Source organism: Sorangium sp. So ce448 (genome assembly GCF_051520915.1).
Classification (GTDB): domain Bacteria; phylum Myxococcota_A; class Polyangia; order Polyangiales; family Polyangiaceae; genus Sorangium; species Sorangium cellulosum_B.
This window is the reverse complement of the sequence record NZ_CP150343.1, coordinates 11,391,699-11,414,953: the sequence shown is the minus strand read 5'-3', so window position 1 is coordinate 11,414,953 and position 23,255 is coordinate 11,391,699. Positions and strand designations below refer to the sequence as shown.

19 protein-coding genes are annotated in these 23,255 nt (G+C 67.9%); 14 read left to right on the top strand and 5 right to left on the bottom strand.

All coding sequences use genetic code 11. From position 1 onward, the window contains the following. Positions 1-3: 3 nt before the first annotated feature. From WMF45_RS43130 to WMF45_RS43120, 3 genes are all read left to right on the top strand, one after another. Positions 4-1,074, top strand: a complete 1,071-nt coding sequence (locus WMF45_RS43130; protein WP_437712360.1) for a TauD/TfdA family dioxygenase — start codon at positions 4-6, stop codon at positions 1,072-1,074. A 25-nt stretch (positions 1,075-1,099) separates the two neighbouring features. Further along, positions 1,100-3,229, top strand: a complete 2,130-nt coding sequence (locus WMF45_RS43125) for a 2-aminoethylphosphonate--pyruvate transaminase (protein WP_437712358.1) — start codon at positions 1,100-1,102, stop codon at positions 3,227-3,229. A gap of 101 nt (positions 3,230-3,330) precedes the next feature. Then, complete coding sequence (locus WMF45_RS43120) at positions 3,331-4,920, top strand: IS1182 family transposase (RefSeq protein WP_437712356.1); 1,590 nt, start codon at positions 3,331-3,333, stop codon at positions 4,918-4,920. 10 nt (positions 4,921-4,930) lie between these two features. Here WMF45_RS43120 and WMF45_RS43115 read toward each other — a convergent pair whose 3' ends face one another. Next, positions 4,931-5,827, bottom strand: coding sequence for an ATP-grasp domain-containing protein (locus tag WMF45_RS43115; RefSeq protein WP_437712354.1), 897 nt, complete (start codon positions 5,825-5,827; stop codon positions 4,931-4,933). Beyond that, positions 5,824-6,687: a nicotianamine synthase family protein gene (locus WMF45_RS43110; RefSeq protein WP_437712352.1), complete on the bottom strand. Its 864-nt coding sequence runs from the start codon at positions 6,685-6,687 to the stop codon at positions 5,824-5,826. Before WMF45_RS43110 ends, WMF45_RS43115 begins: the two co-directional genes overlap by 4 nt. A gap of 221 nt (positions 6,688-6,908) precedes the next feature. On the opposite strand from WMF45_RS43110, the gene WMF45_RS43105 reads away from it, so the two are divergent. After that, the gene (locus WMF45_RS43105) at positions 6,909-7,658 is read left to right on the top strand and encodes a trypsin-like serine protease (protein WP_437712350.1); all 750 of its coding nucleotides are present in this window, start codon (positions 6,909-6,911) and stop codon (positions 7,656-7,658) included. A 37-nt stretch (positions 7,659-7,695) separates the two neighbouring features. On the opposite strand, the gene WMF45_RS43100 is transcribed toward WMF45_RS43105, so the two are convergent. From WMF45_RS43100 to WMF45_RS43090, 3 genes are all read right to left on the bottom strand, one after another. Then, positions 7,696-8,856: a UDP-N-acetylmuramate dehydrogenase gene (locus WMF45_RS43100; protein ID WP_437712348.1), complete on the bottom strand. Its 1,161-nt coding sequence runs from the start codon at positions 8,854-8,856 to the stop codon at positions 7,696-7,698. Continuing rightward, complete coding sequence (locus WMF45_RS43095; protein WP_437712346.1) at positions 8,853-12,905, bottom strand: hypothetical protein; 4,053 nt, start codon at positions 12,903-12,905, stop codon at positions 8,853-8,855. Before WMF45_RS43095 ends, WMF45_RS43100 begins: the two co-directional genes overlap by 4 nt. 138 nt (positions 12,906-13,043) lie before the next feature. Further along, positions 13,044-14,282 (bottom strand): PAS domain S-box protein, encoded by a 1,239-nt coding sequence (locus WMF45_RS43090; protein ID WP_437719637.1) that lies wholly within the window; start codon positions 14,280-14,282, stop codon positions 13,044-13,046. Between the two features lie 1,153 nt (positions 14,283-15,435). Here WMF45_RS43090 and WMF45_RS43085 point away from each other — a divergent pair. The 10 genes from WMF45_RS43085 to WMF45_RS43040 all read left to right on the top strand — a co-directional run bounded on the left by WMF45_RS43085 (position 15,436) and on the right by WMF45_RS43040 (position 23,223). Beyond that, positions 15,436-16,479 (top strand): hypothetical protein, encoded by a 1,044-nt coding sequence (locus tag WMF45_RS43085; protein WP_437712345.1) that lies wholly within the window; start codon positions 15,436-15,438, stop codon positions 16,477-16,479. Positions 16,480-16,816: 337 nt separating this feature from the next. After that, complete coding sequence (locus WMF45_RS43080; protein WP_437712343.1) at positions 16,817-17,611, top strand: hypothetical protein; 795 nt, start codon at positions 16,817-16,819, stop codon at positions 17,609-17,611. 112 nt (positions 17,612-17,723) lie between these two features. Then, entirely contained in the window at positions 17,724-18,152 is a 429-nt protein-coding gene (locus WMF45_RS43075; protein ID WP_437712341.1) for a hypothetical protein, read from the top strand. 39 nt (positions 18,153-18,191) lie between these two features. Beyond that, positions 18,192-18,488 carry a MafI family immunity protein gene (locus WMF45_RS43070; RefSeq protein ID WP_437712339.1) on the top strand — a complete coding sequence of 99 codons (297 nt, stop codon included), beginning with the start codon at positions 18,192-18,194 and terminating at the stop codon, positions 18,486-18,488. A 60-nt stretch (positions 18,489-18,548) separates the two neighbouring features. Next, positions 18,549-19,040: an N-acetyltransferase family protein gene (locus WMF45_RS43065; RefSeq protein ID WP_437712337.1), complete on the top strand. Its 492-nt coding sequence runs from the start codon at positions 18,549-18,551 to the stop codon at positions 19,038-19,040. A gap of 120 nt (positions 19,041-19,160) precedes the next feature. Beyond that, complete coding sequence (locus WMF45_RS43060; RefSeq protein WP_437712335.1) at positions 19,161-19,955, top strand: glutathione S-transferase family protein; 795 nt, start codon at positions 19,161-19,163, stop codon at positions 19,953-19,955. 146 nt (positions 19,956-20,101) lie between these two features. Further along, entirely contained in the window at positions 20,102-20,659 is a 558-nt protein-coding gene (locus WMF45_RS43055) for a flavin reductase family protein (RefSeq protein ID WP_437712333.1), read from the top strand. Positions 20,660-21,114: 455 nt separating this feature from the next. Then, positions 21,115-21,513, top strand: coding sequence for a type II toxin-antitoxin system VapC family toxin (locus WMF45_RS43050; protein ID WP_437712331.1), 399 nt, complete (start codon positions 21,115-21,117; stop codon positions 21,511-21,513). Positions 21,514-21,887: 374 nt separating this feature from the next. Further along, on the top strand, positions 21,888-22,610 hold the full coding sequence (parA, locus tag WMF45_RS43045; protein WP_437712329.1) for a ParA family partition ATPase: 723 nt from the start codon (positions 21,888-21,890) through the stop codon (positions 22,608-22,610). After that, on the top strand, positions 22,561-23,223 hold the full coding sequence (locus WMF45_RS43040; protein ID WP_437712327.1) for a hypothetical protein: 663 nt from the start codon (positions 22,561-22,563) through the stop codon (positions 23,221-23,223). Before parA ends, WMF45_RS43040 begins: the two co-directional genes overlap by 50 nt. Positions 23,224-23,255: the final 32 nt, after the last annotated feature.

The window sequence follows — 23,255 nt, the reverse complement described above, 5'->3', positions numbered from 1 at the left end:
CTGGTGGTGATTGGCCCTCTTGCCCTGCAACCCTTCACGCGGGAGATCGACATGTCGAGCAGCCTTGCAAGGTACACTGGCCATCCCGGGGCCTGGAGAGCCTCGGACCTGACGAAAGAAAAAATCTCCTTCGATCTCGGGCCCCGGCACCTGAGAGCGTTCGAAAAGGTCATGGATGAGGCGCGGAAACGCAACCTCACGCTCCGGACCGCTTCCGAGGGCGATTTTCCCCTCGTCGAGATTCACGACGATATCCGCCGGATCGCCGACGAAGTTCTCCACAAGCGCGGCGTCGTCATCATCCGCGGCTGGCCGGTCGGGACCTATACGCCGGAGGAGATGGGATTGTTGTTCTGGGCCGTGGGCAAGCAGCTCGGAGTGCCGATTGCGCAGAGCCATCACGGCGACCGGCTGAACCAGGTCATCGATCGCGAGGGCGGGCGGGCCTACAACTCCAATATTCCGCTGGACATGCATAGCGACTTCGGCGCGCTGGTCGGTCTTCTGGCGATCCGCAAGGCCAAGCTGGGCGGCCACAGCGGAATCGCGAGCGCCCTCGCCATTCATGACAAGATCGTCGAGACCCACCCCGAATATCTCGCCCCGCTCCATGCCGGCTACTACGTCCATTGGCTGGGAGAGGAGGCGAAGGGCGAGCGGTCGCTGATAACCGATTACCGCGTTCCGGTCTTCAGCGAGGTCGAGGGCCAGCTCAGCGTCTTCATGGTCAAGCCGTTCGTCGAGCAGGCCGCGAGGAACAAGGAAATGACCCAGCTTCAGCGGGACGCGCTCGACTATTTCCAGCAGATCGCCGACAGCGACGAGTTCGCCTACAAGTTCATGCTGGAACCGGGAGAAGCCTCGTTGATGAGCAACTACACAGTCCTTCATTCGCGCTCCACCTTCGAGGATTGGCCCGAAGTCGGGCGGCGCCGGCTCCTCCTGCGGCTCTGGCTCAAGTTGCATCCCGGGGACCGCCGTCCCCTCCATCCCCATTTGCAACGCTTGCACACCCATGATGGGTTCTACGTGTCGGCCAAGAACGGCGAAGCGCCACTGGTATCGGCCACGTGACGGAACCTCTACCTGAAAGACGTCGATGATCGACCTGGCAATCGTCGGACTTGGGCGGTGGGGCACCTTCCTCGTGGATGCCGTGCAGGGCGTCAGCCCCAAAGTCCGTTTTGTCGCCGCGGTCAGCCGTGCTCCCGGGCGCATCGAACAGGCGGCGGCCTCGCGGGGAATCAAGGTCCTCGCCTCGCTGGAAGAAGCGCTGGCCCAACCGACGATCGCGGGCATCGTGCTCGCCACACCCCATTCCCTCCACGCCGCGCAGATCGAGGCCTGCGTCCGCGCGGGGCGCCCCGTCTTCGTCGAAAAGCCGTTCACGCTCACCTCCTCCAGCGCGGTGCAGGCTTCCGCTGCCGCCTCGGCGGCGGGAGTCGTGGTGGCCACGGGGTTCAACCGTCGGTTTCTTCCCGCGATGCGCAAACTGAAGAGCGTCGTCGAGGAGGGCCGCCTGGGCACCCTTCGTCACATCGAAAGCAACTTTACCGCGAATCTCATCGGGCGATTTTCCCCCGGCCAATGGCGTTTGACGGCGGAGGAAAATCCGGCGGGCGGCTTCGCCGGGGGTGGCATTCATCTGATCGACGCGATCATCCATCTCGGCGGTCCCGTCACCGGCGTGTTCGCGGTGGGCTCCTCGCGCATCCCGGCCCTGGGGCCGCTTGAGGACACCGTCTCCGCCCTCTTCACCCTGGCCTCCGGAGCCACGGCCTCGGCGACGACGATGATGGCGACGGCGCCGACATTTCGCCTTCAGGTATTCGGGACCCAGGGTTCCGCGGAGATTCGTGGCCCGGACACGCTCGAAATTGTCGACCTCGCAGGCAAAGGTGGTCCCTTTTCCTTTGAGGCTGTCTCCACGGAGCGCGCCGAGCTCGAGGCTTTTGCCGATGCCATCTCCGGAGAGGCCCCGTATCCCATCCCCATGGAGGAGGTGCTCAATGGCGTGGCGGCTTTCGAAGCCGTTGGCCGATCCCTCTCCACGGGCGGCCCTGCTTCTATTGCTGAGGGTGGGTGCCTTGAAGCTATAATGAATCGCCGACACGACCACTACCTGCTCACGCCGGGGCCCCTCACGGTCCCGACGGAGATCCGTGAGACGATGCTGCTCGACCGGAACCCCTACGCGGGCGACTTCGTCGACATGACCGCCGCGATCCGCCGCTATCTGCTCGAGATCGCCAACGGCACGGAGACGCATGCCTGCGTTCCCCTGCAAGGCAGCGCCAGCTACGCCATCGAAGCGGCCATGCAGACCCTGGTGCCTCGTACCGGCACGATCCTGATCGTGCAGAATGGCTTCTACGGAATCCGGCTCAGGGAAATCGCCGAGGGCATTGGCCTCAAGGTCACGACCCTCGACCTTCCGATGCTGCCGCTGCCAACGCGCGCCGATCTGGAAAGAGCCCTCGACGCCGACCCCTCCATCACGCACATCGCCATGTGCCACGCGGAGACCGGCACCGGCGTGCTCAATCCGATCGAGATGGTAGCGGAAGTGGCCCGGTGCAGGGGCAAGCGCCTCATCATCGATGCCGTCGCTTCCTTCGGCGGCTTTCCCATCGACGTGGCCACGCTCGATCTCGAGGCGCTCATCATCTCTCCCAACAAATGCCTGGAAAGCGTCCCGGGCATCGGCCTCGTCCTCGTCAACAAAGATTCCCTGGCCGCCTCGGCGGGCAGGTCCATGTCGCCCTCGCTCGATCTCCATGCCCAGTGGAGCACGATGGAAAAGAGCGGCACCTGGCGCTGGACGCCGCCGACCCACGTTGTCGCGGCCCTGGCCAGGGCCTGCGAACGACACCGACGGGAAGGCGGCGTGGCCGCCCGCGGGGCACGTTACCGGCGCAATTGGCGCATCCTGATCGACGGCTTCCGCCGATGGGGATTCCGGACCTTGATCCCCGACGAGGTGGCCATCCCCATCATCGCGACCTTCCATGTTCCCGAGCCGTTCGCGCATGACTTCCGGCCTTTTTACGAAGCGCTGGAGCGGCGCGGGATCACCATCTTCCCGGGACGACTGACCGCCGCTGGAACGTTCCGCATCGGTGTCATGGGCGATCTGGTCGAATCGGACATCCGCATGATCATGAACGTCATCCGCGAAGTCCTCGGCGAAATCGATTCTCGCTACAAGGACCTCCCGTGGATCAGCTAGAGGACCGATCAGTTTGATTTTGTGGTAATCCCGAGCGCTTCGACGGAAGCGCTCGACGGTCTCGTCGGACCATGATCTCGTCCGCATCCGGAGGTGCACGGATGGAACGATGGTTGCCACCGGTGGAGCTGTCGCGGCAGGAACAGGCGCTCATGAAGCGGTTGACCCGGGTGCGAGCCCTGTTCGGCTTTCTCAGGCTGCACCGGCACGAGCTATTCGACGAGACGTTCCAGGAGCAGCTCGAGAGCATGTACCGGACCACGGGCGCAGGTGAGCCGCCGCATCCGCCGGCGCTGATGTGCATGGTCACGCTGCTCCAGGGCTACGTCGGTGCATCGGATGCCGAGGCGGTGGAGCTGTCGATCGTCGACCTTCGCTGGCAGATGGTGCTCGGCTGCCTGGGGGCGGCCACGCCCGCGTTCTCGCAGGGCGCGCTGCAGGGGTTCCGAGAGCGGATGGTCGAGCATGAGATGGACCGGGTGCTGCTGGAGCGGACCGTGGCGCTCGTTCGGTCCGGCGCGATGACGGAGGGCGAGAGGCGTGCGGTGTCCAAAGCGCTGCGCGTGGCCGTCGATAGCCGCCCTTTAGCGGGAGCCGGGCGGGTTGAGGACACGATCAACCTGCTCGGCCATGCAGCACGCAGCATCGTTCGCGTCGTGTCGAAGATCATGGAGCGCCCGCCCGAGGAGATCTGCCGCAAGGCGGGCATTCCGCTGCTGCTGGCGCCCAGCATCAAGGCGGGGCTCGACCTCGATTGGAGCGACCCGAAACAGAAGGCGGCGGCGATTCAGATCCTGGAGCGGCAGGTCTCGTCGCTGCATCAGTGGGTGGACCGCCATCTGGACGACGTCGTCGAGCAGCCGCTCCGCTTCTACTTGGATGCGGTCACACAGGTTCGGGACCAAGACCTGGAAACGGGTGAGGATGGGACCGTTCGCATCCGTCAAGGTGTTGCAGCCGACCGCCGTGTATCCATTGAGGACGCCGAGATGCGCCACGGCAGAAAGAGCCGCTCGAAGAGGTTCGATGGCTACAAGGAACACATCGCACGCGACCTGGACCTTCCCGTCATCGTCGCCTGTGCGGTCACGCCAGCGAATCGCCCCGAAGAAGAGGGGGCTGCACCGATCGCCGAGGACATCCGGCGTCAGCGGCTGCACGTCGGCGAGCTCCACATCGATCGCGCCTATGTGAACAGTCCCGTCGTCGGCGATGTGATCCGCGATGGTGGCCAGGTGTTCTCGAAGCCCTGGGGACAGCGTGCTCGCAACCCCAACCTGTTCAGCAAGCGCGACTTCAAGATCGACCTGCGCACCAAGACGATCACCTGTCCGGCAGGACAGGTCGAGGTATTCGAGCCAGGCGACACGGTCCAGTTCGATCCTGAGGAGTGCGGCGCGTGCCCCCTCCGAGCCAGATGCACCCAAGCCGCCTCGGGACGGGGGCGGACCGTGTCCATCGCGAAGGACGAGGCTCTGCAGCGCAAATTCCGGAAGCTGCAGCAAACGGGGGCAGGTCGCGCCGTGCTCCGCCAGCGGGTAGCTGTGGAGCATGCGCTCGCCCACATCGCGGCACGGAAGGGCCACACTGCACGCTACATCGGCGCCAGGCGAAATCTCTTCGACCTCCGGCGCGCAGCAGCGATCCAGAATCTCGAGGCGGCCCAGCGCCTGATACAGCAGGCAGCGTAACCTGACGGAATTAAATGGTTTTCAATGTGTTTGTCGCTCTAGGATGTATTGCCGCCACGATGGCGTCCGCCAGCGCATTTGCCGACGCGGGGACCATGTCGAGATAGAGCGCGGGGTCGAGGACCTCAATCTCCATCAGGACAAACTGGCCACCGCGCAGGACGCCATCGATCCGCGCGTAAACGGGACGACCAGGGACATGCCGCAAGACCTCCTCCGCGGCCGCCACATGCTCCTTCTCGGGAACGACGGACACCGGAACAAGCGGGCGGTAACGCGCGTTCACCCGAAAATCGTCGGGATTGGGACGCTTCCTCACGCCATGGGCGAAACGTCCGTCGATGAACACGAGGGACAGCTCGCCTTCGCGGATTTCCGGCATGAATTCCTGGAGCAAGAGATCGTTCCGGCCCGTTTCGGCGCGCAGGGCCTCGGCCTGCGCGGCCACCTGGCGGCGCTCAACGAGGGTCACGCCCACGCCGCTCTCCCCGATGCAGGGCTTCAAGACGAGCCGATCACCAGGAATTTCGGACGCCGTGGTTTCTAACTCTGTATTTTGATCGACGATGCGCGTGACCGGGCAGGGTACTCCGTGGGCGATGAGGTCGAGCAAGTACCGCTTGTGCGAGTTCCATAGTAGCAGGTCCACTTCGTTGATCACGGGGATCGCCTCGTCGCGCAATCCATGGATCCATCGGAAGAATTTCTCACTCTGTTCGGTGTAGTCCCATACGGAGCGGACCACCACGCCCGCCGCGTGGCCTTTTGCCTCCTCCCGCGGTTCGATCTGGTCCCAGGGACGCAAGACGGTCTCCACGCCCCGATGTTCCAGGGCCTTCTTGAGCGCCAGATCGCAGCCGATTGCCTCGGGAGGGATCTTCGCGCAGGTCGCCAGCAGCAGCTTCACGACACACCCTGCTTCTGGTCGACGGCGGCAACCGCGCGCGCCTCGCTTCGATTGTGTCGCTCAAGAAGCACGGCGTCGTAGACCACTCCGGTATGGATGAGCGGGGTGACGCGCCAGGACCCGGAGAGCTCCTTCTCGAACGGATAATTGCAGAGGGATTTGATGCCGTTGCCGTAGCGAAGGATGATCTTCGCCTGCCCTTGCATCTGGCCGCCCAGTTGCCGAAGAACGGCGGCCTTCTCCTTGACCAGTCCGGCGATGATGAAATGGCTCGCCTGTCTGACGCAAGGGATCGTTTCGAGCGGACGGCAGCTACACCGGATCCGCTCCGCCAGACCCTGATGCATGACAAGATTTTTCGCGAGACGGGTCGCTTCAGGATCGATATCGTGACACAGCAACTCCGCCTCACTTTCCCGGGCGAAGAGCAGCGCCGTGACGGGCAGCGCCCCGGCCCCTATGAAAACAATCTTCGATTTTGGGCCGATCCCGGAAGCCGCCAGCTCCGACCGGAACGACCTCCGAAACTCCGTGTACGTCGCATCCAGGTAGGCTTCCAAGGGCAAGGTTCCCTCTGCCGGTCGCTGGCAAAGGTGGCGGGAATGGTCCTTTTCGAGGTCGCATAGGGCGCGATCCAGGGCATCGCGAAGCATCGTGGCGTCGTGAAGAAGCTCGAGATCGCCCTCCCAGCGCCGCCAGCGTGACGCGTTCTCCGCATCCATGACGAACTGGCGAACGGAGCCCAGCTTCTTTTCCAAGGGATCGAAATCGCCGCAACGGCCGGCTTCCTGGCGAAGCTCTTCAAGCTCGGAGCTCAGGGCGCGCAATTCAGCCAACAAAGAATGTTTGTTTGATTGCATGAACCTTCTCGCCTGGAACCGTGTTGGGGAGATGTGTCGGAAGTTAAGCAGCAACGAGGCGCTCTACAACCGGGACCGCCTCGGCGCCCATGGGTGTTGACGGAGGTGATCGCGCTCGCGGATGGCTCGGCCGGGGAGCCCGGGGTCGCGCCCCCGCCTCTGGACGAGAGATCCAGGGTGCTCCGGCGACGCCGGGCGCGCGCCCGCGCGTGCTGAGCGGCGTGGCCAAGATCCAGCCGGACTACAACCCGTCATGGACCGAGAGGCAGATCGAGCATGACGTCGCGGTCATCAAGCTGAACGGCGTCGCGCCGGCGCACGTGAAGCCCTTCGTCGTGGCCAGCGATTCCCCCGCAGAGGGATCGAGGGTCACGATCGCCGGCTTCGGGCGCACGGGCGCCGATTGCAGCACCCCCTTCGGCACCCTGAACTTCGACGCCGCCAAGGTCGGCGGGTACGAGGACGGCCACGACATCCTGCGCTTCAACGACCAGGTCTTTTGCGGCGGCGACTCGAGCGGGGCCGTCTTGAACGTCGAGGCGAGCCGGCTCTACGCCGTCCACTCGATGCACACGTGGACGGCGACCCACGGCTGGGTCAGCAAGGGAGTCACGACGGGCTCGGAGTTCGACTGGATCAAGTCGCATATGTGCCCGTCGTCACCATCGAACCAGTGCAGCGGCCACGGCGACACGTGCGACTGCTCGGCCAGCACCAGCTTGCTGTGGCGGCACACCAATGGTCAGGTCGCCATCTGGTTCATGGATGGCGGCTACATCGTCGGCGAGGCCTACCCCGGCGGCCAGGACCCGAGCCTCTTCTGGAAGGTGCAGGCCATCGGCGACTTCGACGGCAACCTGCGCTCGGACATCCTGTGGCGGGACGAAAGTGGCCAGCTCGCCATCTGGTTCGGCGGCGAGCAGGGCTTCGACTCGCCCTCGTACAACAACGCGCACGACGCCGGGCGGTGAGCTGTCGAGGAGGGGTCCTCGGTCGCCCGGGGCCCGTCTACAGGTGGGCGCCGCCGACGAGATCGGCGATCTCGCCGGGCGCAAACCCGACCAGATCGGGCTCGGCCGAGAGCGCCACGCCGAACCGATCGAGCACCCCTTGTCGCACGCGCCGAGCCAGGCCGAGCAGCTCCTCCGCCGTGGCGCCGCCGCGGTTCACCAGCGCGAGCGTGTGGCGCGTCGAGATGCCCGCGGCGCCGTGGCGCGTCCCCCTCGCGAAGCCGGCGCGCTCGATCAACCAGGCCGCGGACAGCTTCACCCGGCCGCCGTCGGCCGGAAATTGCGGGATCGCCTCGCCTGGCGCGAGGACGCCCGCCGCCTCGATGCGCGCGAGGACGCCCGCGGCGGCGCCGGGCGCGAGCGTCGGGTTCATGAAGAACGACCCCGCGCTCCGGCCGTTCTCGTCCGCCGGATCGAGCACCATCGACTTGCCGCGGCGGAGCGCGATCACCGCGCTGCGCACCTCGCCGAGCGGCGGCGCGGCGCCCCCCGCAGGCGCGGCGAGCGCCCGCTGGAGCTCGGGGTAGCGCACCGTCGCGGCGCCCCCCGGGCGCAGCGCGAACGTGACGGCCGTGATGACGTACCGCCCGCGCCACGCGCGCTTGAACCGGCTGTCACGGTAGCCGAAGCCGCAGTCCGCGCCGGAAAGGACCACGGCCGCCCCCGTCGCGCGATCGATCGCCCGGACCTCGACGATCGTCTCGGCGACCTCCTGGCCGTACGCGCCCACGTTCTGGATCGGCGTCGCGCCGACGTCGCCCGGGATGCCTGACAGGCACTCGAGGCCCGCCCAGCCCTCGGCCACCGAGCGGGCCACGAGGTCGTCCCACGCCTCGCCCGCCCCCGCGCGCACGAGGGCGCGGCCGGCTTCTCCGCCGCCGCCGCCGGTCTCCGCGCCGCTGGCCTCCTCGCGCCCGCGCAGCAGCTCGATCCCGCGGACGCGCACGCGCAGCACCAGCGCGTCGATGCCCCGGTCCGCGACCAGCAGGTTCGAGCCGCCGCCCAGCACGAAGAGCGGCACGCCGCGGGCCTCGGCGAAGCGGAACGCCTCGACCACCGCGGCCTCATCGGCGGCCTCGGCGAAGTAGCGCGCCGGCCCGCCGACGCCGAGCGTCGTGAGCGGGGCCAGCGGGACCGACTCGCGGACGTCGAGGCTCACGGCTTCTTCTCCGGCGCCTGCGGCCGCGCCCCGCCGCGGACAGCGCCCGGCCCCTGCGCGCCGCCAGAGGGCCGCGCCGGCGCCGCCGGCCGCGCCACCCGGATGCCCGCCATGAAGCCGCTGTCGACCGCCTGCACCCGCTCGACGAACGCCTTGTACTCGTCGATCGACACCGTCCCCGTCGGCAGGCTCAGCGCGAAGTCCTCCTCGATCGCCGCGCCGTAGCTGCCCTTGCGCGACGCCGCGAGGCCCGCGTGCTCGACGCGCACGCCCTCGGGCGCGCGCGCGACCGCGTAGCCCTCGGGCAGCTCGATCCTGCGGCGCACGTGGTACTGGAGCGCGGTCTCGATCGCGAGCGCGCTCTTGCGCGCCCCCCTCGAGGCGTACGAGGCGCCGAGCGTGCTCGTGTACGCGCGCGGGAACACGAGGTGCACCGGCTCGAGCCCCGGCAGCGTCCACGCCGCGGCGTCCTTGCCCACCGGCTGCGCGAAGCCGTGGATCGTCACGGTGGCGCGGAGCGCGACCTCCCACGAGCCCTCCGTCGACGAGACGACAACGTCCTCGACGTCGGCCCACGGGAGCCAGCCGAGCACGACGCCCCGGAGCATCTCGCGCCGCGCCGTGCCCACCACGGTCTCGAACGCCTCCGAGAGCGCCTGCGCCGCCCGCCCGTGCAGCAAAATCGTGAACGTCCCCGCGGCGTTACCTTGCGCGTCGACCGTCAGGCGCAGGTCGACCTCGTCGCCGGTCTCGCCGCTCGTCCCGGCCACGGTGACGAGCTCGCCGCTCGGCAGCATGGCGGCGCGGCCGCGCAGCTCGGGGCTGATGCGGCCGGGGGGCAGCGGCGGGCCCTCGACGTCGGCGTCGATCCACACGTCGCCGCCCGGGAGGCGGGCGATCACGAGCGGGTGGCGGAAGCGCCCCGCGTGCGGCGGGAAGTCCGCCGACGAGCTGAACGGCTCGGTCTCGGCGATCGCGAGATCGGCGCGCACGCCGAGCTCGCGCAGCGCGCGGTAGACGACCCACGATCGGCTGCCCTGGCCGAGCTCGATCATCGCGCGCGCCGTCGTGCGCTGCGGGCCGCCGCCGAGGAGCGCCGCCATGTCCGACAGCTCGGCGCCGCCGGCGACCTTCACCGCCTTGCCCGCGGCCGCGACGACGCGATCGAGCAGCGCGGGCGACGGCGTCCGGTCGGCGCCCGCGGCCTCCCGCGCCCAGCGGGTCATGGTGGGGTCGCGGTCCTCGAGCGCGCGGATGTTCTCGTCGAGCGCCGCGGCCACGTGGCCCCAGGTCTGCGTCCCCAGGCTGACGCCGACGCCCATCTCCACGCGAGGCACGCCGTCCTCCATGCGCCGCGGCGGCTGGTCCTTGATGCGCCAGACGTTGATCGTGGAGGCGCCCTCGGCGCGCTGCTCCGCGGCGCCGAGCAGCGGGTGCGACCAGAGCGCGAGCGGGAGCGACGTCGGGCGGCTGACCTCGATCGTCGCCTCGCGGACGCTCGTGCGCTCGGGGAGCAGGTCCCACGTGTCGATGACGAGCTGGCCGCCGTCGCCCGGCAGCGCGTGGCCCTCGGTGACCTGCTCGACGTAGTCGCCCTGCTCGAGCTGGGAGAGGTCGCTCTGGTCCTGCGCGGCGTTCGACGCCGCGTCGGGCGCGAGGATGCGGCCGTCGCGCTTGTGGATGCGGCGGCGCAGGAGGCGCGGCATGGCGCGGCCCTCGATGAGCGGGCCGTAGGTGGCCGCGCCCTGGGCCACGTCCGTGGTGCCGGAGACGCGGCGGAGGTCGTACGTGACGTAGTGGACGAGCCCGTCGGGCGAGATCGTGAACCGCTCGACGTGGCGGAGCACCGCGGTCGCGGCGCCGGGGAGGAACGCCTTCTTCTGGTCCTCCAGCACGAGCTTGCGGCCCTCGGCCTCGAGCGCCGGCGCCGGGTCCGGCGCGAGGCCGAGGGCGCGGGTGATGGGGCCGATCCCGGCCGGGGTGTCGCGCGCCGTCGTGCGGTCGCGGGCGAGGCGGCCCCGCACGGCGCGGGCGTCGCCGCGGCCGGCGGCGAGGCCGAGCGCCTCGAGCATCGCCCGCTGCCCGGGCGGCATGGCGTCGTACACGGCGAGCGCGCCGCGCAGGTCGCCGCGGGCGACGCGCTCGCGGAGCTCGACCTCGCGCAGGGCGTCCGGCGCGCGGCGGAGCCGGCGCAGCCGCTTGATCTCGGCGAGGACCGCGTCGCGGTCGCTCGCGTCGAGGAGCGCGCCGAGGCACGCGGCGCTCGAGCGATCGAGCCCGCCCTCGCAGGCGGCCTTCACCGCGTCGACGCCGGCGCGGCCGTGGATGCGGTCGTCGACGACGGCGAGCAGCGTCGAGCCGGGCGCCGCGGCGGCGAGCTTCGCGTAGGCGGCCTCGGCGACGTCGGTGACGTTCGCGCGGCGGGCGGCCACCGCGAGCTCCGCGAGGACCATGCGATCGGCGTCGGCGACGGCGGGCGCGCTCGGGCCGGCCAGCCCCGGTGGCGCGACCCGGACGCCGAGCTCGCGGAGGGCGTCCATGGTGCCCTCGCCCCGGCCGCCGCGGCGCTCGGCGAGCTCCGCCTTGTAGAGGCGCGCTTCCCAGGACGCGGGCCACGCGGCGAGCACGCGCTCGACGGCGGCGCGGGTGCGCTCGACGACCTCGGCCTCGGGGAGATCGCCCACGCGGCGGATGGCCCTGGCGTAGAGCAGGTCGAGGCGCGGCGAGCGCGGCACGGCGGTGGCCGGGGGCGGCGCGGCGGCCGGCGGGCGCGCGTCGCTCTGGTGGAGGCGGCCGTCGCCGTCCGGATCGAGGAGGTGCTCGGCCGCGCGCGCGTCGCCGAGCGCGAGCAGGGCCGCGGCCGCGACCTCGACGTTCGCCGGGCCCGGGCGCTGGTCCGCGGCGCCGCGCGACGCCAGCGCCAGGCTGACCGCGGCAGGGCGGGACGCGGACGCGGTCGCGGCGGCGCCGGGGCGCGGCGCGCGGGCGCGGAGCGGCAGGCCGTTCTCGCCCCACGCGGTGAGCTCGATGGCGTCGCCGTCGCCCTTCTGCGCCACGCGCACGACGACGCGCAGCGTCCCCGGCTGGGCCTCGACCGTCGCGAAGCGGGTGACCTGCGCGCCGCCGGCCGCGTAGTCGCGGTGGAGGGCGGGTACGCCGCCCACCTCGAGCACGGCGGCGGACGACGACGCGAGCGCGAGGCTCACCCGCTGGGCGATCGGGTTGTGGAGGTCGACGACCACGGCGCGCGTCCCCTGGAGGGCGCTCACCGCGTCGATGTCGATGGCGCACGCGTCGGCGCGGACGACGATGGGCGAGGCGCTCTGCGCGAACGGCGCGAGCCCGGGGTAGGCCCTTGCGAGCGGCGCGCCCGGCGCGGAGCTCACGGGGGACGGCCGGGCGAGGCCGTGGAGGGGCGCCGCGTCGAGCGGGCCGACGAGCGCGGCCTCACCCGCGCAGCCGCGGCGCGCGCTCCAGGTCGCCGCCGCGGCCTCGTCGCCGACGAACAGGGCGACGCGGTGGAGGGCGCTCGCGAGCGCGCCGCGCACGAACGGCATCTCCGGCGCGCCGCGGCCGTCGACGTCCGCGAACGCCCAGGCGCGCTGGAGCCGGCGGGCGACCTCGGGGAGCGCCTCGCGCGAGCGGAAGGCGATGGCCGCGGCGTCGGGATCGGGGCCGCCCGCGGTGCCGGCGCCGAAGACGAGCGCGTCGAGCGACGCGATCACGGTGGCGAGGGCGCCGTCGTCGCTCGGCGCCTCGACGGCGCGGTCGAGGGCGTCGAGGTACGGCGCGGCCGCGGCGGAGCTCGTGATCTCGGCCTCGAGCGCGGCGGAGAACGCGGCGGGGAGCGGCGCGTCGGCGGGGAGCGGCGATGCTGCGCCCCGAGGGGCGCACGCGGCGGGCGCGGCGGCGGCGAGCGCGAGGGGGAGCGCCAGGGCGGCGCGGCGAGCGACGAGGAGGGGGCGGCGAGCGACGAGGGGGCGCTCGGCGAGGCGAGGGCTCCCGGGGCGCTGGCCGCCGCTCCTGGGGCTGCGGGGGTGGGTGGTCACGATCGGCGTCTCCACGGCGCCGCGCGCGCGGTGCCTGTCCGCCGTTCCTTACGGGCCTGGGATTGCCGACGCAAAGGTGAACTTCCGCGGGCCACCGCGATCTACCCGACCTCCGAGGCCCGCCTCGTGTCCTGGACCTCAGCGCCCGCCGGTTCCCGGGAGCCTCGGCGCCGCGCCCCCGGGGGCGCGCGGCGGTGCGCCGTTCGGCGCCGCGCCGCCCGCGGCCACGCGCTGCATGCAGAGCTTCAGGCCCGCGCGGAGGTTTCCGACGGTCGCGATGCCCGACAGATCGAGCCCGAGGGAGACCATCGTCTGCGCCACGTTGGGCCGGATGCCCGTGATGACCCCCTCGGCGCCCAGGAGCCGGATGGCGCGGATGAGCTCGATGAGATAACTCGCCGTCTGCGTGTCGACGACCTCGACGCCGGTGAGGTCCAGGATCGCGAAGCGGGCCCGCTTGTCCACGATGGCGGCCAGGAGGTCGTCCATCACGTCGGCGGCCCTCCTGCTGTCGACGACGCCCACCATGGGGAGGGTCAGCACGCTGTCCCAGACCTCGATGATGGGCGTCGACAGATCGCGGATCACCTGTTGCTGGCGCTCGATGAGGTCGAGCCGCGCCTTCAGCTCGTCTTCCCGGAGCTTCGCCTCCGTCGCGTCCTGCGTGAAGCTGACCGCGCCGTTGCGCTCCCCGCGCTCGTCGGTCAGCGGGATGATCCACGTCTCCCAGGCCATCCCGTACGCCTCGACGCGGGTGCGGACGAACTCGCCCCGGACCGCCCTTCGCATCGGCTCCATGTCCATCGGCGCGGGAGGTTCGTCGAACACGTTCATTCCGACGAACTGGCCCGGCCTGAGGCCGAGAGACGGGAGCGTCTTGCCCTCGTGGAAGGTGCAGACTCCCTCCCGATCCATCCGGGTCACGGCCGTGTCCACGGTGCCGAGGATGGCCCGGAGGATCATGTCGCTCTCCTTCAACTTCTCGACGGCCTCGACCTGCTCCGTGACATCCTGGCCGAAGCAGAGCAGCCGAATCGGCTCGCCGCCGTCGTCGAGCACGGGCGCAACCCGCCACTCGCACACGACGGCGCGCCCGTCCTTGCGGGCATGGGTGCAGCGGCGCGGGGCGCTCTCCTCCCCGAGCGAACGCCCGAAGGTCCTGGCGTCCGGCTCGCTCACGATCGTGTCCGTCAGGCGGCGGCCCACCGCTTCGTCAGCGGTATATCCAAAGATGCGTTCTGCCTCGGTGTTCCACTCGGCGACCACGAGATCGTCGAGCTTCCCGGCGCACTCGATCACCGCGAAAGGCGCGCTGCGGACAGCCCTCATGTAGCTCGCGGCGAGGCCCGGGGAGCCGGGAGCGGTCACGGTGCTCATCATCTTTCGTCCAAGGTAAACGGGGCCGGCTGCCGGTGTCGAGGACGACCGACCGGAGGCCGGCAGGGAGGACGAAGGGTGAGCTGAGCTTGTGAGATGAACTTCGTTGGGACACAAATGCGGACTTCCGCAGGCAAACGTGGCCTGACTGACGGCGGGGCGGGTTGCAGTGAGCCGCGTGTGGGCGCGCGCAGTGGGCGCGCTTCGCCGGTGGGTGTGCAGCCGGCCGCCGCCCAACCTGCGCTGCCCCGCGGGCTCCAGCCTGCGGGGTCGCCCCTCATCTGTCGCCGCCAACCTGGGCCGCCCCCCGGGGTCGAGCCCTTCGAGGCATACATGCTGTCGGGAGGATGCCGCCGTCAGATTGCGGCGGATCTTCGTGACGGCGCAGACTGGGTCGAACTGCCCGACGCCCTGGTCCGCAAGTAGTCGAACGCGGGTCGTGAGTGGCCGCGGCGGTCGGTGTTCCCCGCGACGCGGGCGTATGCGCACGGCGAGACCGGTCACGTGCGACGGCACACCGGCACGAGATCGAGATGGTGCTTAAGCGGGCAATGCGCTTCGCGCCTCTCCAGGCAAGGCTCTCGAAGCGGTGCACGGCAACGACCTCCGGCCTTGGTTTGCCACGCACCTCCACGGAGGGGCTACGATATCCGGACGAGCCAAGAGTTGCTCGGGCGCCGGCACGTCGCTACGGCAATGACCTCTAATTACATTCGTTCTGAACCACGGCGGGCGGGGGTGAAGAGCCCTTTCGACGAGGATGAGCTAGCGACCAGGAGCCACTTTTACGTCCCTGCTTCACACCGCCGGGGAGGGTCGGGTGCCCCTGCGCGCCAGCTAGGCGGACCTGGCTAGGCCGCGCTCTGCAGGTGCGAAGAGCGAGCCACGCAGGTGAAGCGGCGTGTACGATGGGCTTCATGCAGAAGATCGGGCGAGCGTGGTGCTCGCAGACAGGAGAACGTTTGAGACGACCCGCGGCGGTGACACCTGACAGGGTTCAGGGAATGGGTTCGATGGGCTGTACTTTGCGCATTAGGCGGCCCTCGACCGAAGGAGTTCGTTAACCTTGGGCGAGGGAGTCGACCGGGCCGTCTGATGGTAGTTGGACAGACGGGGCCCAGCATGTAGTTTGCCCAGTGAAATGGTATTACCTATGACTGAAATTTCTCAGCCGATTCTCTCGTCCTTTTTGTCGGCCTACGGAGGTAAGTACGGACAAGTTCGACCTCTGGGCCAAGGCGCCCGCGGCGTGACGTTCCGCGCGATAGAAACTGCGTCTGGCGCTGATGTTGTTATCAAGCTGCCCCATGTCCCGCTCGACGTTCCAAAGCAGCGTGACTTCAGGATATCCAGACTGGCTCCCTCTGCCCAGTACGCAGATCTCTTCACAGTCGAGCCCTTCAAGCATCATGGTGCCACAGCCTACGCTGTAGTAACGCGATATATAAGTGGCTTAGTTTGGGAACAATTTGTAGAGCGGCTTAATGCGCCGCGGGAGAGCGCGTCATGGCACCAGGTTCCCAAGCTCCGCTTGGCGCGCATCGTGCTCGATACGTGTAACAGTCTCGTGTCGGCGGTTTCATTGTTTCACGCGAAGCACATCGCCCACGGTGATGTTCACGAGCGTAATGCAATTGTTCGGGAGGCTGCCATTGGTCCACGCATGTCTTTTGAGGTGATCCTCATCGACCTCGGCAACGCGTCATTTCTCACGATGCAGCCTGGCAAAGACGAAGATTCCCTTATTGCATTTGATGTCAGATCGGTCGGTCGAATGTTGCGCACCGTTTCGTCCCATATGCCATACACGTCCTATTTCAACGACGCCGTCCGTTTCAGCGAGAGCACAACTGATTTGCTTCACCTCATGGGTGAATACGATCGTCTGCTGAAGACACTCGATCGCGTGGCGGCCCCGGACCAGCAGTATTATTATGACGAATTGCGGCATTTTTTAGCAATGCAGGTGTCCGGGCAGCCGCCTTGGCGCATTCGATTTCGTCAATTTCTAAGCGACCTCGCACAGGAGACGAGCAGCGTCCAAGCGCTCGCGGACGCCGAAGCCCATCTGCTCGATCGGATCAAAAATGATCCGGACTATCCGCAGGTTGAATTCTCTGGAGAAACAATCAGTGTGGAAGAGGAGAAGGCTCTCCAGCAACTCACAGCTTTGGGGCCGGAGAATGGGATTAAATGACGACAGCGGCTGTCCAACTCCCCCTTGCTGCTGTCAAGCATGTTCGGGCGCGCCTCGCGCTTCCTCACATGCTTGCAGCAGAAGGAAGTGTTGGGCCGGCGGCCTCAGGCCATTCAGGACTGGGTAGGCAAATGCGCGTACAAGCCCTCGGAGGCCGGCGTCATCGCAGCGCCGCGTCCCAGTTGCATTAGCGAGCAGCGGCGCTGCCACCTCAGTGTAACATGCAGTTTGTGAGAAGTTCGTTCGCCGTCGTGCATCGTTGGCCCATAGTTTCTGAGTCGGAATCTATGAACAGTCGTCTCGATACCACATTATCGCGCAATAACGGAGCATTTGCATGATTCGTGCCACATTGCTGAAAGTCGTCCACGATGTCCTTGAGTCACATCCCTTCTTTGCGACCGAGGACTTTGTTGTTCGTGAATTTGCAAATCAAAGTAAGGAGCCGTGCGTATCGATTAAGTATCGATATGATGACTCATTCTTCTTTAGCTTTCACGTTCCGAAGACCAAGACGAAGAGCGGCGACTACAGCGGGAGTTATATGTTTTCGTGTACCGCCAATCCCGGCCGAGAGTCTGCCGTGGAGACCTTTACGGCGGAAGAGCGAAGTGGTCTAATCGCCGAGATTGGTGCTTGGCTTGGGCGCCTCCATGAGGACGTTGTCTCGGCACCGGTGGCAAGGCAGTTTGACGAGCACGCAAGGTCCATCGATCTGCTTCGTGAGCGCCTGGAGAAGATTCCTAGCGAACCTTTGTCTCGCGAAGAAATGTCCAAATATGTAGCGGCTCTCGATCAGCTTAAGGTTGAGTTGGTTGAGCAGCTTCGTCGAGAAACGGCGGATAAGGACACTCTTAAGGGCCGTATTGAAGAGCTTGGTCGCGATGTTGAGTTTCTTAAGTCGACGCTTGGATCGATGAATAAACGTACTTGGACCGAAGCCTTCGCGACACGTCTTCAGCGGTGGACGAGTAGGTTCTCTCTGCGGCAGCTTGCGGCTGGAGCCCGGGCAGCGAAAGCCCTGATGCCTGCGTCCGTGGCGGAACAGTTGGATGTCGTGAGCAATGTCGCGACCGAGGTTGCAAATATTGCAGAAGGAACGCCCAAAACCGGAAGCGATGGTGATACCTGAGCTCGTTGGAGGGGATTGAGGTGGCGGATCTGGCGAATGTAGCCCAACAAGCCGGTGTTGCCGGCCGCGCTTAGCGCGACGACAGACCGGCCGACCTTTGGAGCTAACTGACATGGGCGACATCGACGGACAGCATCTCGCGTTTCGGAAGCGGCTCGCCGCTGCCTTCATCGCGCCCTTCGCGTGCCACCGCTGGCGGTCGCTCCGGGCTCGGTCGTACTGGGTGAGACTCGAAGGCTGGCAGGACTCGATTCTAGGGCCACTATCATCCATTGCGAACCATGGGGCCTGCGAGTACGTCTACGCGCGCGACGATGGGTTGTTCTCGGGGATCGATCGGCCGCAAGCGCTGCGCCAGCGGCTGCTCCTGTCGCATGGAAAGCTCGCGGACGCGGTGGAACGGTTCAAGCCGACCACACCGTCCCAGGTCGTCGACCTCGCCTTCCTGCGACGCTTGGTCCTCGACATCCGTGAGCTCATCGAGCGGGGCTGCGACATCGAGCAAGCTCGATGGGACGCAGCCGGCCGTGCGGGCAGTTAATTCGACAGAAACTGCTATTGGGTCGGGGTCGTCGGCCTTATGACGAAACAAGAGATCCAGGCCTTGTGCGCGCTCGCGCTCGATTCCTTCAAGGACGTGCTCCCCCCAGAGCGCTTCCGCGATGCGCACGATTGGGTTCACCGGTACGGGGAGTGGGGGCTCGCCATGGAGCACGTCATCGACTGGATCGGCGACCTCGATCTCCCTGTGGACCAAGCGCAATTCGACGCCATCGAGCACGCCATGGCCGCAATGGGATGGGGTGAGAGCTCGAGGATGAAGTGGCTGCGTGAATATTTCGCGTCGCTCAGAAACGGAGAATTCACATGGCGGTGAGTCCGCGTGAAGCTATACAAGCGCGTGCCCGTGCATGGCGCCGGGCAGGAGGACGTTCAAGTGCCTGAGATCCATTTCCGCGGTGCCCGCCCCGAGGACGCGGCCCGCCTCCAGGACATCCGGCGCGCGGCCTTTGCGCCCGTGTTCGCTTCGTTCCGCTCTATCCTCGGCGACGATCTCTACGAGCTGGCGCAGCGGCGAGACGACGAAGCGCAGGAAGCGCTGCTGACGTCGCTGATGGCGCCCGACTCGGGCTGGGAGCTGTACGTGGCGCAATCCGGCGACGAGGTCGCCGGCTTCGTGGCGCTTCGGCTCGCGCCGGAGACGCTTGTCGGCGAGATCGGCCTCAATGCCGTCGACCCCGCGCACTCCGGCAAGGGGATCGGCACCGCGATGTACGAGTTCGCGGCGGCGCGCCTGAAGCAGGCTGGGATGAAGGTCGCCACCGTCGGCACCGGCGGCGATCCGAGCCACGCTCCGGCGCGACGCGCGTACCGGAAGGCGGGGTTCGACATCGAGATCCCCAGCGTGTGGATGTACCGCAAGCTCTGACCCCGCCAGCACGACGACACGCGCGCGGCTCGCGTCGCCCTCCGACAGCGAGGCGCAGCCGAGCAGATCGCCGCCTGGCCAGGCGCCTGCTCGGGCGCGGCGGTGGTACGCTTCGGCTCGATGAGCGCTCCCGCAAGCCCCGCACGCCTCCGCCTTCATCACGCTGCCTCGTCGTACTACTCCATGGTCGCGCGCCTCGCGCTGGTCGAGCGCGGCGTTCCCTTCGAATCGGTGAGCGTCGACATCCACCGCAGGGCGCAGCAGCTCACGCCGGACTATGCGCGCCTCAACCCGAACCTGACGGTGCCGACGCTGCAGGTCGACGGCCGCGTGCTCTCGCAGAGCCGCGACATCCTCCTGTTCGCGTTCGGCACGACCGAGGCCGCGCTCGACGACGCGACGCGGGGCTGGCTCGACCGCCACTACGCCTTCCCCATCGAGGAGCTCACGTTCGGGTGGCTGCTCTCGTGGAACCCGCTCGCGCGGCCGGCTGTGCGAAGGACGCTCGTGGCGACGGAGAAGCGCCTGCGCCAGCTCGCGACCGAGCACGCGGACCTCGCGGACGTCTACACGCGGCGCGCCGAGGTGTTCGCCGGGCGCGTCAGGACGTTCGACCCGGGGCGCGTGGTGGCGATGTTCGGCGAGCGCAAGCGCGCGGCCATCGAGCTCCTGGACGCGCTCGATGGTGCGCTCGCGGATGGGCGCGAGTCGCTCGTCCCCGGTGGTTACGGGCCCGCGGACGTGGTGTGGACCGTGTTCCTCGCGCGGATGGGCTTCGTGCGCTTCGACGCCGAGATCGCCAGGCGAGCGCGCCTCGCCCGGTATGCGAAGGCCGTCAAGGCGCGGCCGAGCTTTCGCGAGGCGGACGTCTGGGACCGGTTGAGCCCGCTGAAGCTGATCAAACAGGTGCTCTGACGCCGCTCGTGCGCTGGTATCGGACGTTGCTGTCCGCGATGTGCATGGCATGATGCGCTTTGCCGCCGTGCAGGCCGCTGCCGATCCGCCATGCGGGCAGTCAGGGGCCAGCCTGCTCGTCGTGCATCCGTGCCTCGGGTGATCGCATGAAGACCTACAAGAAGGCTGATTTTCCGGTCGCGAAGGTCAGGCGCTTCCTGGAGCCGGGTCCTGTGGTGCTGGTGAGCTCTGCGCACAAGGGCCGGCGGAACATCATGACGATGGGCTGGCACATGGTGATGATGCAGGAGCCGTCGCTCGTGGGGTGCTTCATCTGGGACCAGAACGATAGCCATCAGATGGTACGGCGCAGCAAAGAGTGCGTGATCAACGTGCCCACGGTCGATCTCGTGCGCACCGTCATCGGGATAGGGAACAGCCACGGGTCCGAGGTCGACAAGTTCGAAGAGTTCGGGCTCACCGCCGTCGAGGCGACGAAGGTCGGCGCGCCCCTCATCGCCGAGTGTCATGCGAGCTTCGAGTGCAAGCTGGTCGACACGAGCGCCATCAAGCGCCTCAGCCTGTTCGTCTTCGAGGTGGTGAAGGCGCACGTCGCGACATCGCCGCGCTATCCGACGACCGTCCACTACCGCGGCGACGGGGTGTTCATGGTGTCCGGTCGCAACGTGAGCTACCGGAGGCTCTTCAAACCGGAGAACCTGTAGTTCGCGAAGCGCTGTGGACGAGGGCGGCAGGCCGGAGTGTCTCCTGTCGACCGGGGCGGACTCTCGGCCGAGCGCGCGCGGTGCTGGTTGCGTCCCTGGGACGGTGCCAGGAAGAAGGCACAAGGAGGAAGCTCGGTGCGGGGCGCTGGGCAGCTCGCGCTGAGCCGGATCAGACGGACACTTGACGAGGTATATACAAATGTATATACTTTATGTGTTATGGGCACTGCTAGTAGAGCAAAAATATTTCAAAACGGCGGGAGTCAAGCTGTCAGGCTTCCCAAAGATTGCCGATTTCCCGATGGCGAGGTGCTTGTACGGCGTGAGGGACGCCGCGTGATTCTGGAGCCGATCGACGAGTGGCCTTCGAGCTTTCGTGCCTGCCTTGGGGCCTGGTCGGATGAGATTGAGCGGCCGGCGCAGGAGCCCGTCACGGGGATAGAGGATCCGTTCGAATGACGCTCCTCTACATGCTCGACACGGACACCGTGAGCTTCGCACTCCGCGGATTCGGTGGCGTTCCCACGCGGTTGCTCGAGCACAAACCGTCGGAGATCTGTATGAGTGCGATCACGCTCGCGGAGCTACGATACGGCGCTGATCATCGTCGCTCCAGGAAGCTGCATGGTCTCATCGACGCCTTTGCGGATGCCGTGACGGTTGTCTCTGTCGATGAGGGAGTAGCTGCTCGGTTCGGAGCGGTTGCTTCGGCGCTCGTCCGTCAAGGTACGCCGATCGGCAGCTTCGATGCGCTGATAGCGGCGCATGCGCTCGTGCTCGACGTGACCTTGGTGACGAACAACACGAAACATTTCAGCCGCGTGCACGGGCTACGCATGGACAACTGGGTCTGAGCTGAACCTTCGCTCGCTCAGCCGTCGTCGTGGACGATCGCCCTGCCGAACTCGGGTGCGAGCGCGCCGGTGGCGGCTTCGCAATGGCTCCGGATCGCTCGCTCGCCAGCGCCGCGCGCTGCCGCGCCGACGACGCGCGGCGGGCGCACCGGAGGCGCCGCTCGCGCGCCGGGCGCGCCTCTTCCGCTTTCCGTGAGCGTCCTCATCATGACGGTTATGCGACGCGCGGGAGGGGACGCTGCCGCCGGATAGAGAGCTGAACAACCTCCTGCGATGTGCCGGCCAACCCATCGACAGCACCGAGAAATCAACGTCCCCGTCGGGAATTCCCCTCAGGACGGCTCGGTAGAAGCCCTGTCCGCGCTTGCAAGAAAGTGGACCGCCCGGCGAAGGTTCTGCTAGGGGGGTCTATCATGATCATCGCGCTCACCGGACAGAAAGGTGGGATCGGCAAGAGCACCACGGCCGTGAGCCTCGCCGTGGCCGCGCTGGCGAACGGCCGGCGTGTGCTGCTCGTCGACGCCGATCCCCAGGGGACCGTCCGCACGTGGGGCGACGTGGCCGCGGAGGCGGGGCACGATACGCCGACCGTCATGGCCATGGGCGCCTCGATGCACAAGCCGGGTCAGCTGCCGGAAGTCGCCGCCGCATACGACCTCACCGTCATCGATTGCCCGCCGCGCCACGGCGAGATCGCGCGATCGGCGCTGATGGTCGCCGACATCGCCGTCTACCCCTGCGGTCCCACGGCCGCGGACGCCTGGGCCCTCACCGCAGCGCTCGAGGTGTTCCGCGAGGCCGCCGCGCTGCGGAGCGCGCTCAAGGGCTGCATCCTCATCACGCGCAAGCAAGGCCGCACGGCGCTCGGCAAATCGGCGCGCGCGGTGCTCGAGACGTCGGGCTTGCCGGTGCTCTCCACGGAGCTCGGCTATCGCATCGCCTACCAGGAGTCCCTCGCCTGCGGGCAAGGGGTGACGGGCTACGCACCGCGGGACGCCGCGGCCAAAGAGATCACCCACCTTCTCGAAGAACTGGAGAAGCTTCACCATGGCCAAAAAGCAAGTCGCGGTCTCGCTGCGAAAGCCGCCGTCGCCTGAAAAGGCCGACGCGTTCGTCGCAGGCGGCGAAGGCGGCAAAGCGGCAGACGACGTCGTGAGGTCGAAGCCCGCCGCCGATCAGCGAGCGCACGACGGCGAGAAGCCCGTCGAGGCGCGGCAGGAGCAAGCGCAGGAGGCGCCGCAGGAGCGAGCACCGGAGGCGCGGCCAGGCGCAGAGCCGCCCGCGGCGACGGCGCCGCAGGCAGCCAGCGCCGCCGCCGGGCCCCAGGCGCTCGCCACCACCTCGGAGCCGCACGCCGGCCCGCCGGTGCTCCTCGGCAACGACGGCCGCTCCCGGCGCGCGGTCACCGTCTACCTGCCCGATCCGCTCGCGGATCGGCTGCTGCTCCATTGCATCGAAAACGACCGCGACATGAGCAACCTGGTCGGCGAGGCGGTCGAGGTCCACCTCGACAAGCGCCTCGGGCCGGCGTCCGTCTCCGCGGCCCCGGCTGAGGCCGCCGCCCCCCGCGAGGCGCCGCCCCCGAGCGCGAGCTACCGCACCGAACCGTTCCGTCCGGCGGACACCGGACCAAAAGGGCGGGTCGGTCGCGTGGTCCAGGTCGGACGGGTGCTGATGACGCTCTGGCGTCAGCGGCCGCGGGCGAGCTGACCGACCAGCGCGCATCGACTCCGCCCCTATCG

Bases quoted from the DNA above. Each gene is read 5' to 3' on its own strand.
- WMF45_RS43075 (WP_437712341.1), top strand. From the start codon at position 17,724: ATGGGCGACATCGACGGACAGCATCTCGCGTTTCGGAAGCGGCTCGCC.
- WMF45_RS43090 (WP_437719637.1), bottom strand. From the start codon at position 14,282: ATGAGCACCGTGACCGCTCCCGGCTCCCCGGGCCTCGCCGCGAGCTAC.
- WMF45_RS43055 (WP_437712333.1), top strand. From the start codon at position 20,102: ATGAAGACCTACAAGAAGGCTGATTTTCCGGTCGCGAAGGTCAGGCGC.
- WMF45_RS43120 (WP_437712356.1), top strand. From the start codon at position 3,331: ATGGAACGATGGTTGCCACCGGTGGAGCTGTCGCGGCAGGAACAGGCG.
- WMF45_RS43040 (WP_437712327.1), top strand. From the start codon at position 22,561: ATGGCCAAAAAGCAAGTCGCGGTCTCGCTGCGAAAGCCGCCGTCGCCT.
- WMF45_RS43110 (WP_437712352.1), bottom strand. From the start codon at position 6,687: ATGCAATCAAACAAACATTCTTTGTTGGCTGAATTGCGCGCCCTGAGC.
- WMF45_RS43060 (WP_437712335.1), top strand. From the start codon at position 19,161: ATGAGCGCTCCCGCAAGCCCCGCACGCCTCCGCCTTCATCACGCTGCC.
- WMF45_RS43085 (WP_437712345.1), top strand. From the start codon at position 15,436: ATGACTGAAATTTCTCAGCCGATTCTCTCGTCCTTTTTGTCGGCCTAC.
- WMF45_RS43080 (WP_437712343.1), top strand. From the start codon at position 16,817: ATGATTCGTGCCACATTGCTGAAAGTCGTCCACGATGTCCTTGAGTCA.
- WMF45_RS43050 (WP_437712331.1), top strand. From the start codon at position 21,115: ATGACGCTCCTCTACATGCTCGACACGGACACCGTGAGCTTCGCACTC.
- WMF45_RS43070 (WP_437712339.1), top strand. From the start codon at position 18,192: ATGACGAAACAAGAGATCCAGGCCTTGTGCGCGCTCGCGCTCGATTCC.
- WMF45_RS43125 (WP_437712358.1), top strand. From the start codon at position 1,100: ATGATCGACCTGGCAATCGTCGGACTTGGGCGGTGGGGCACCTTCCTC.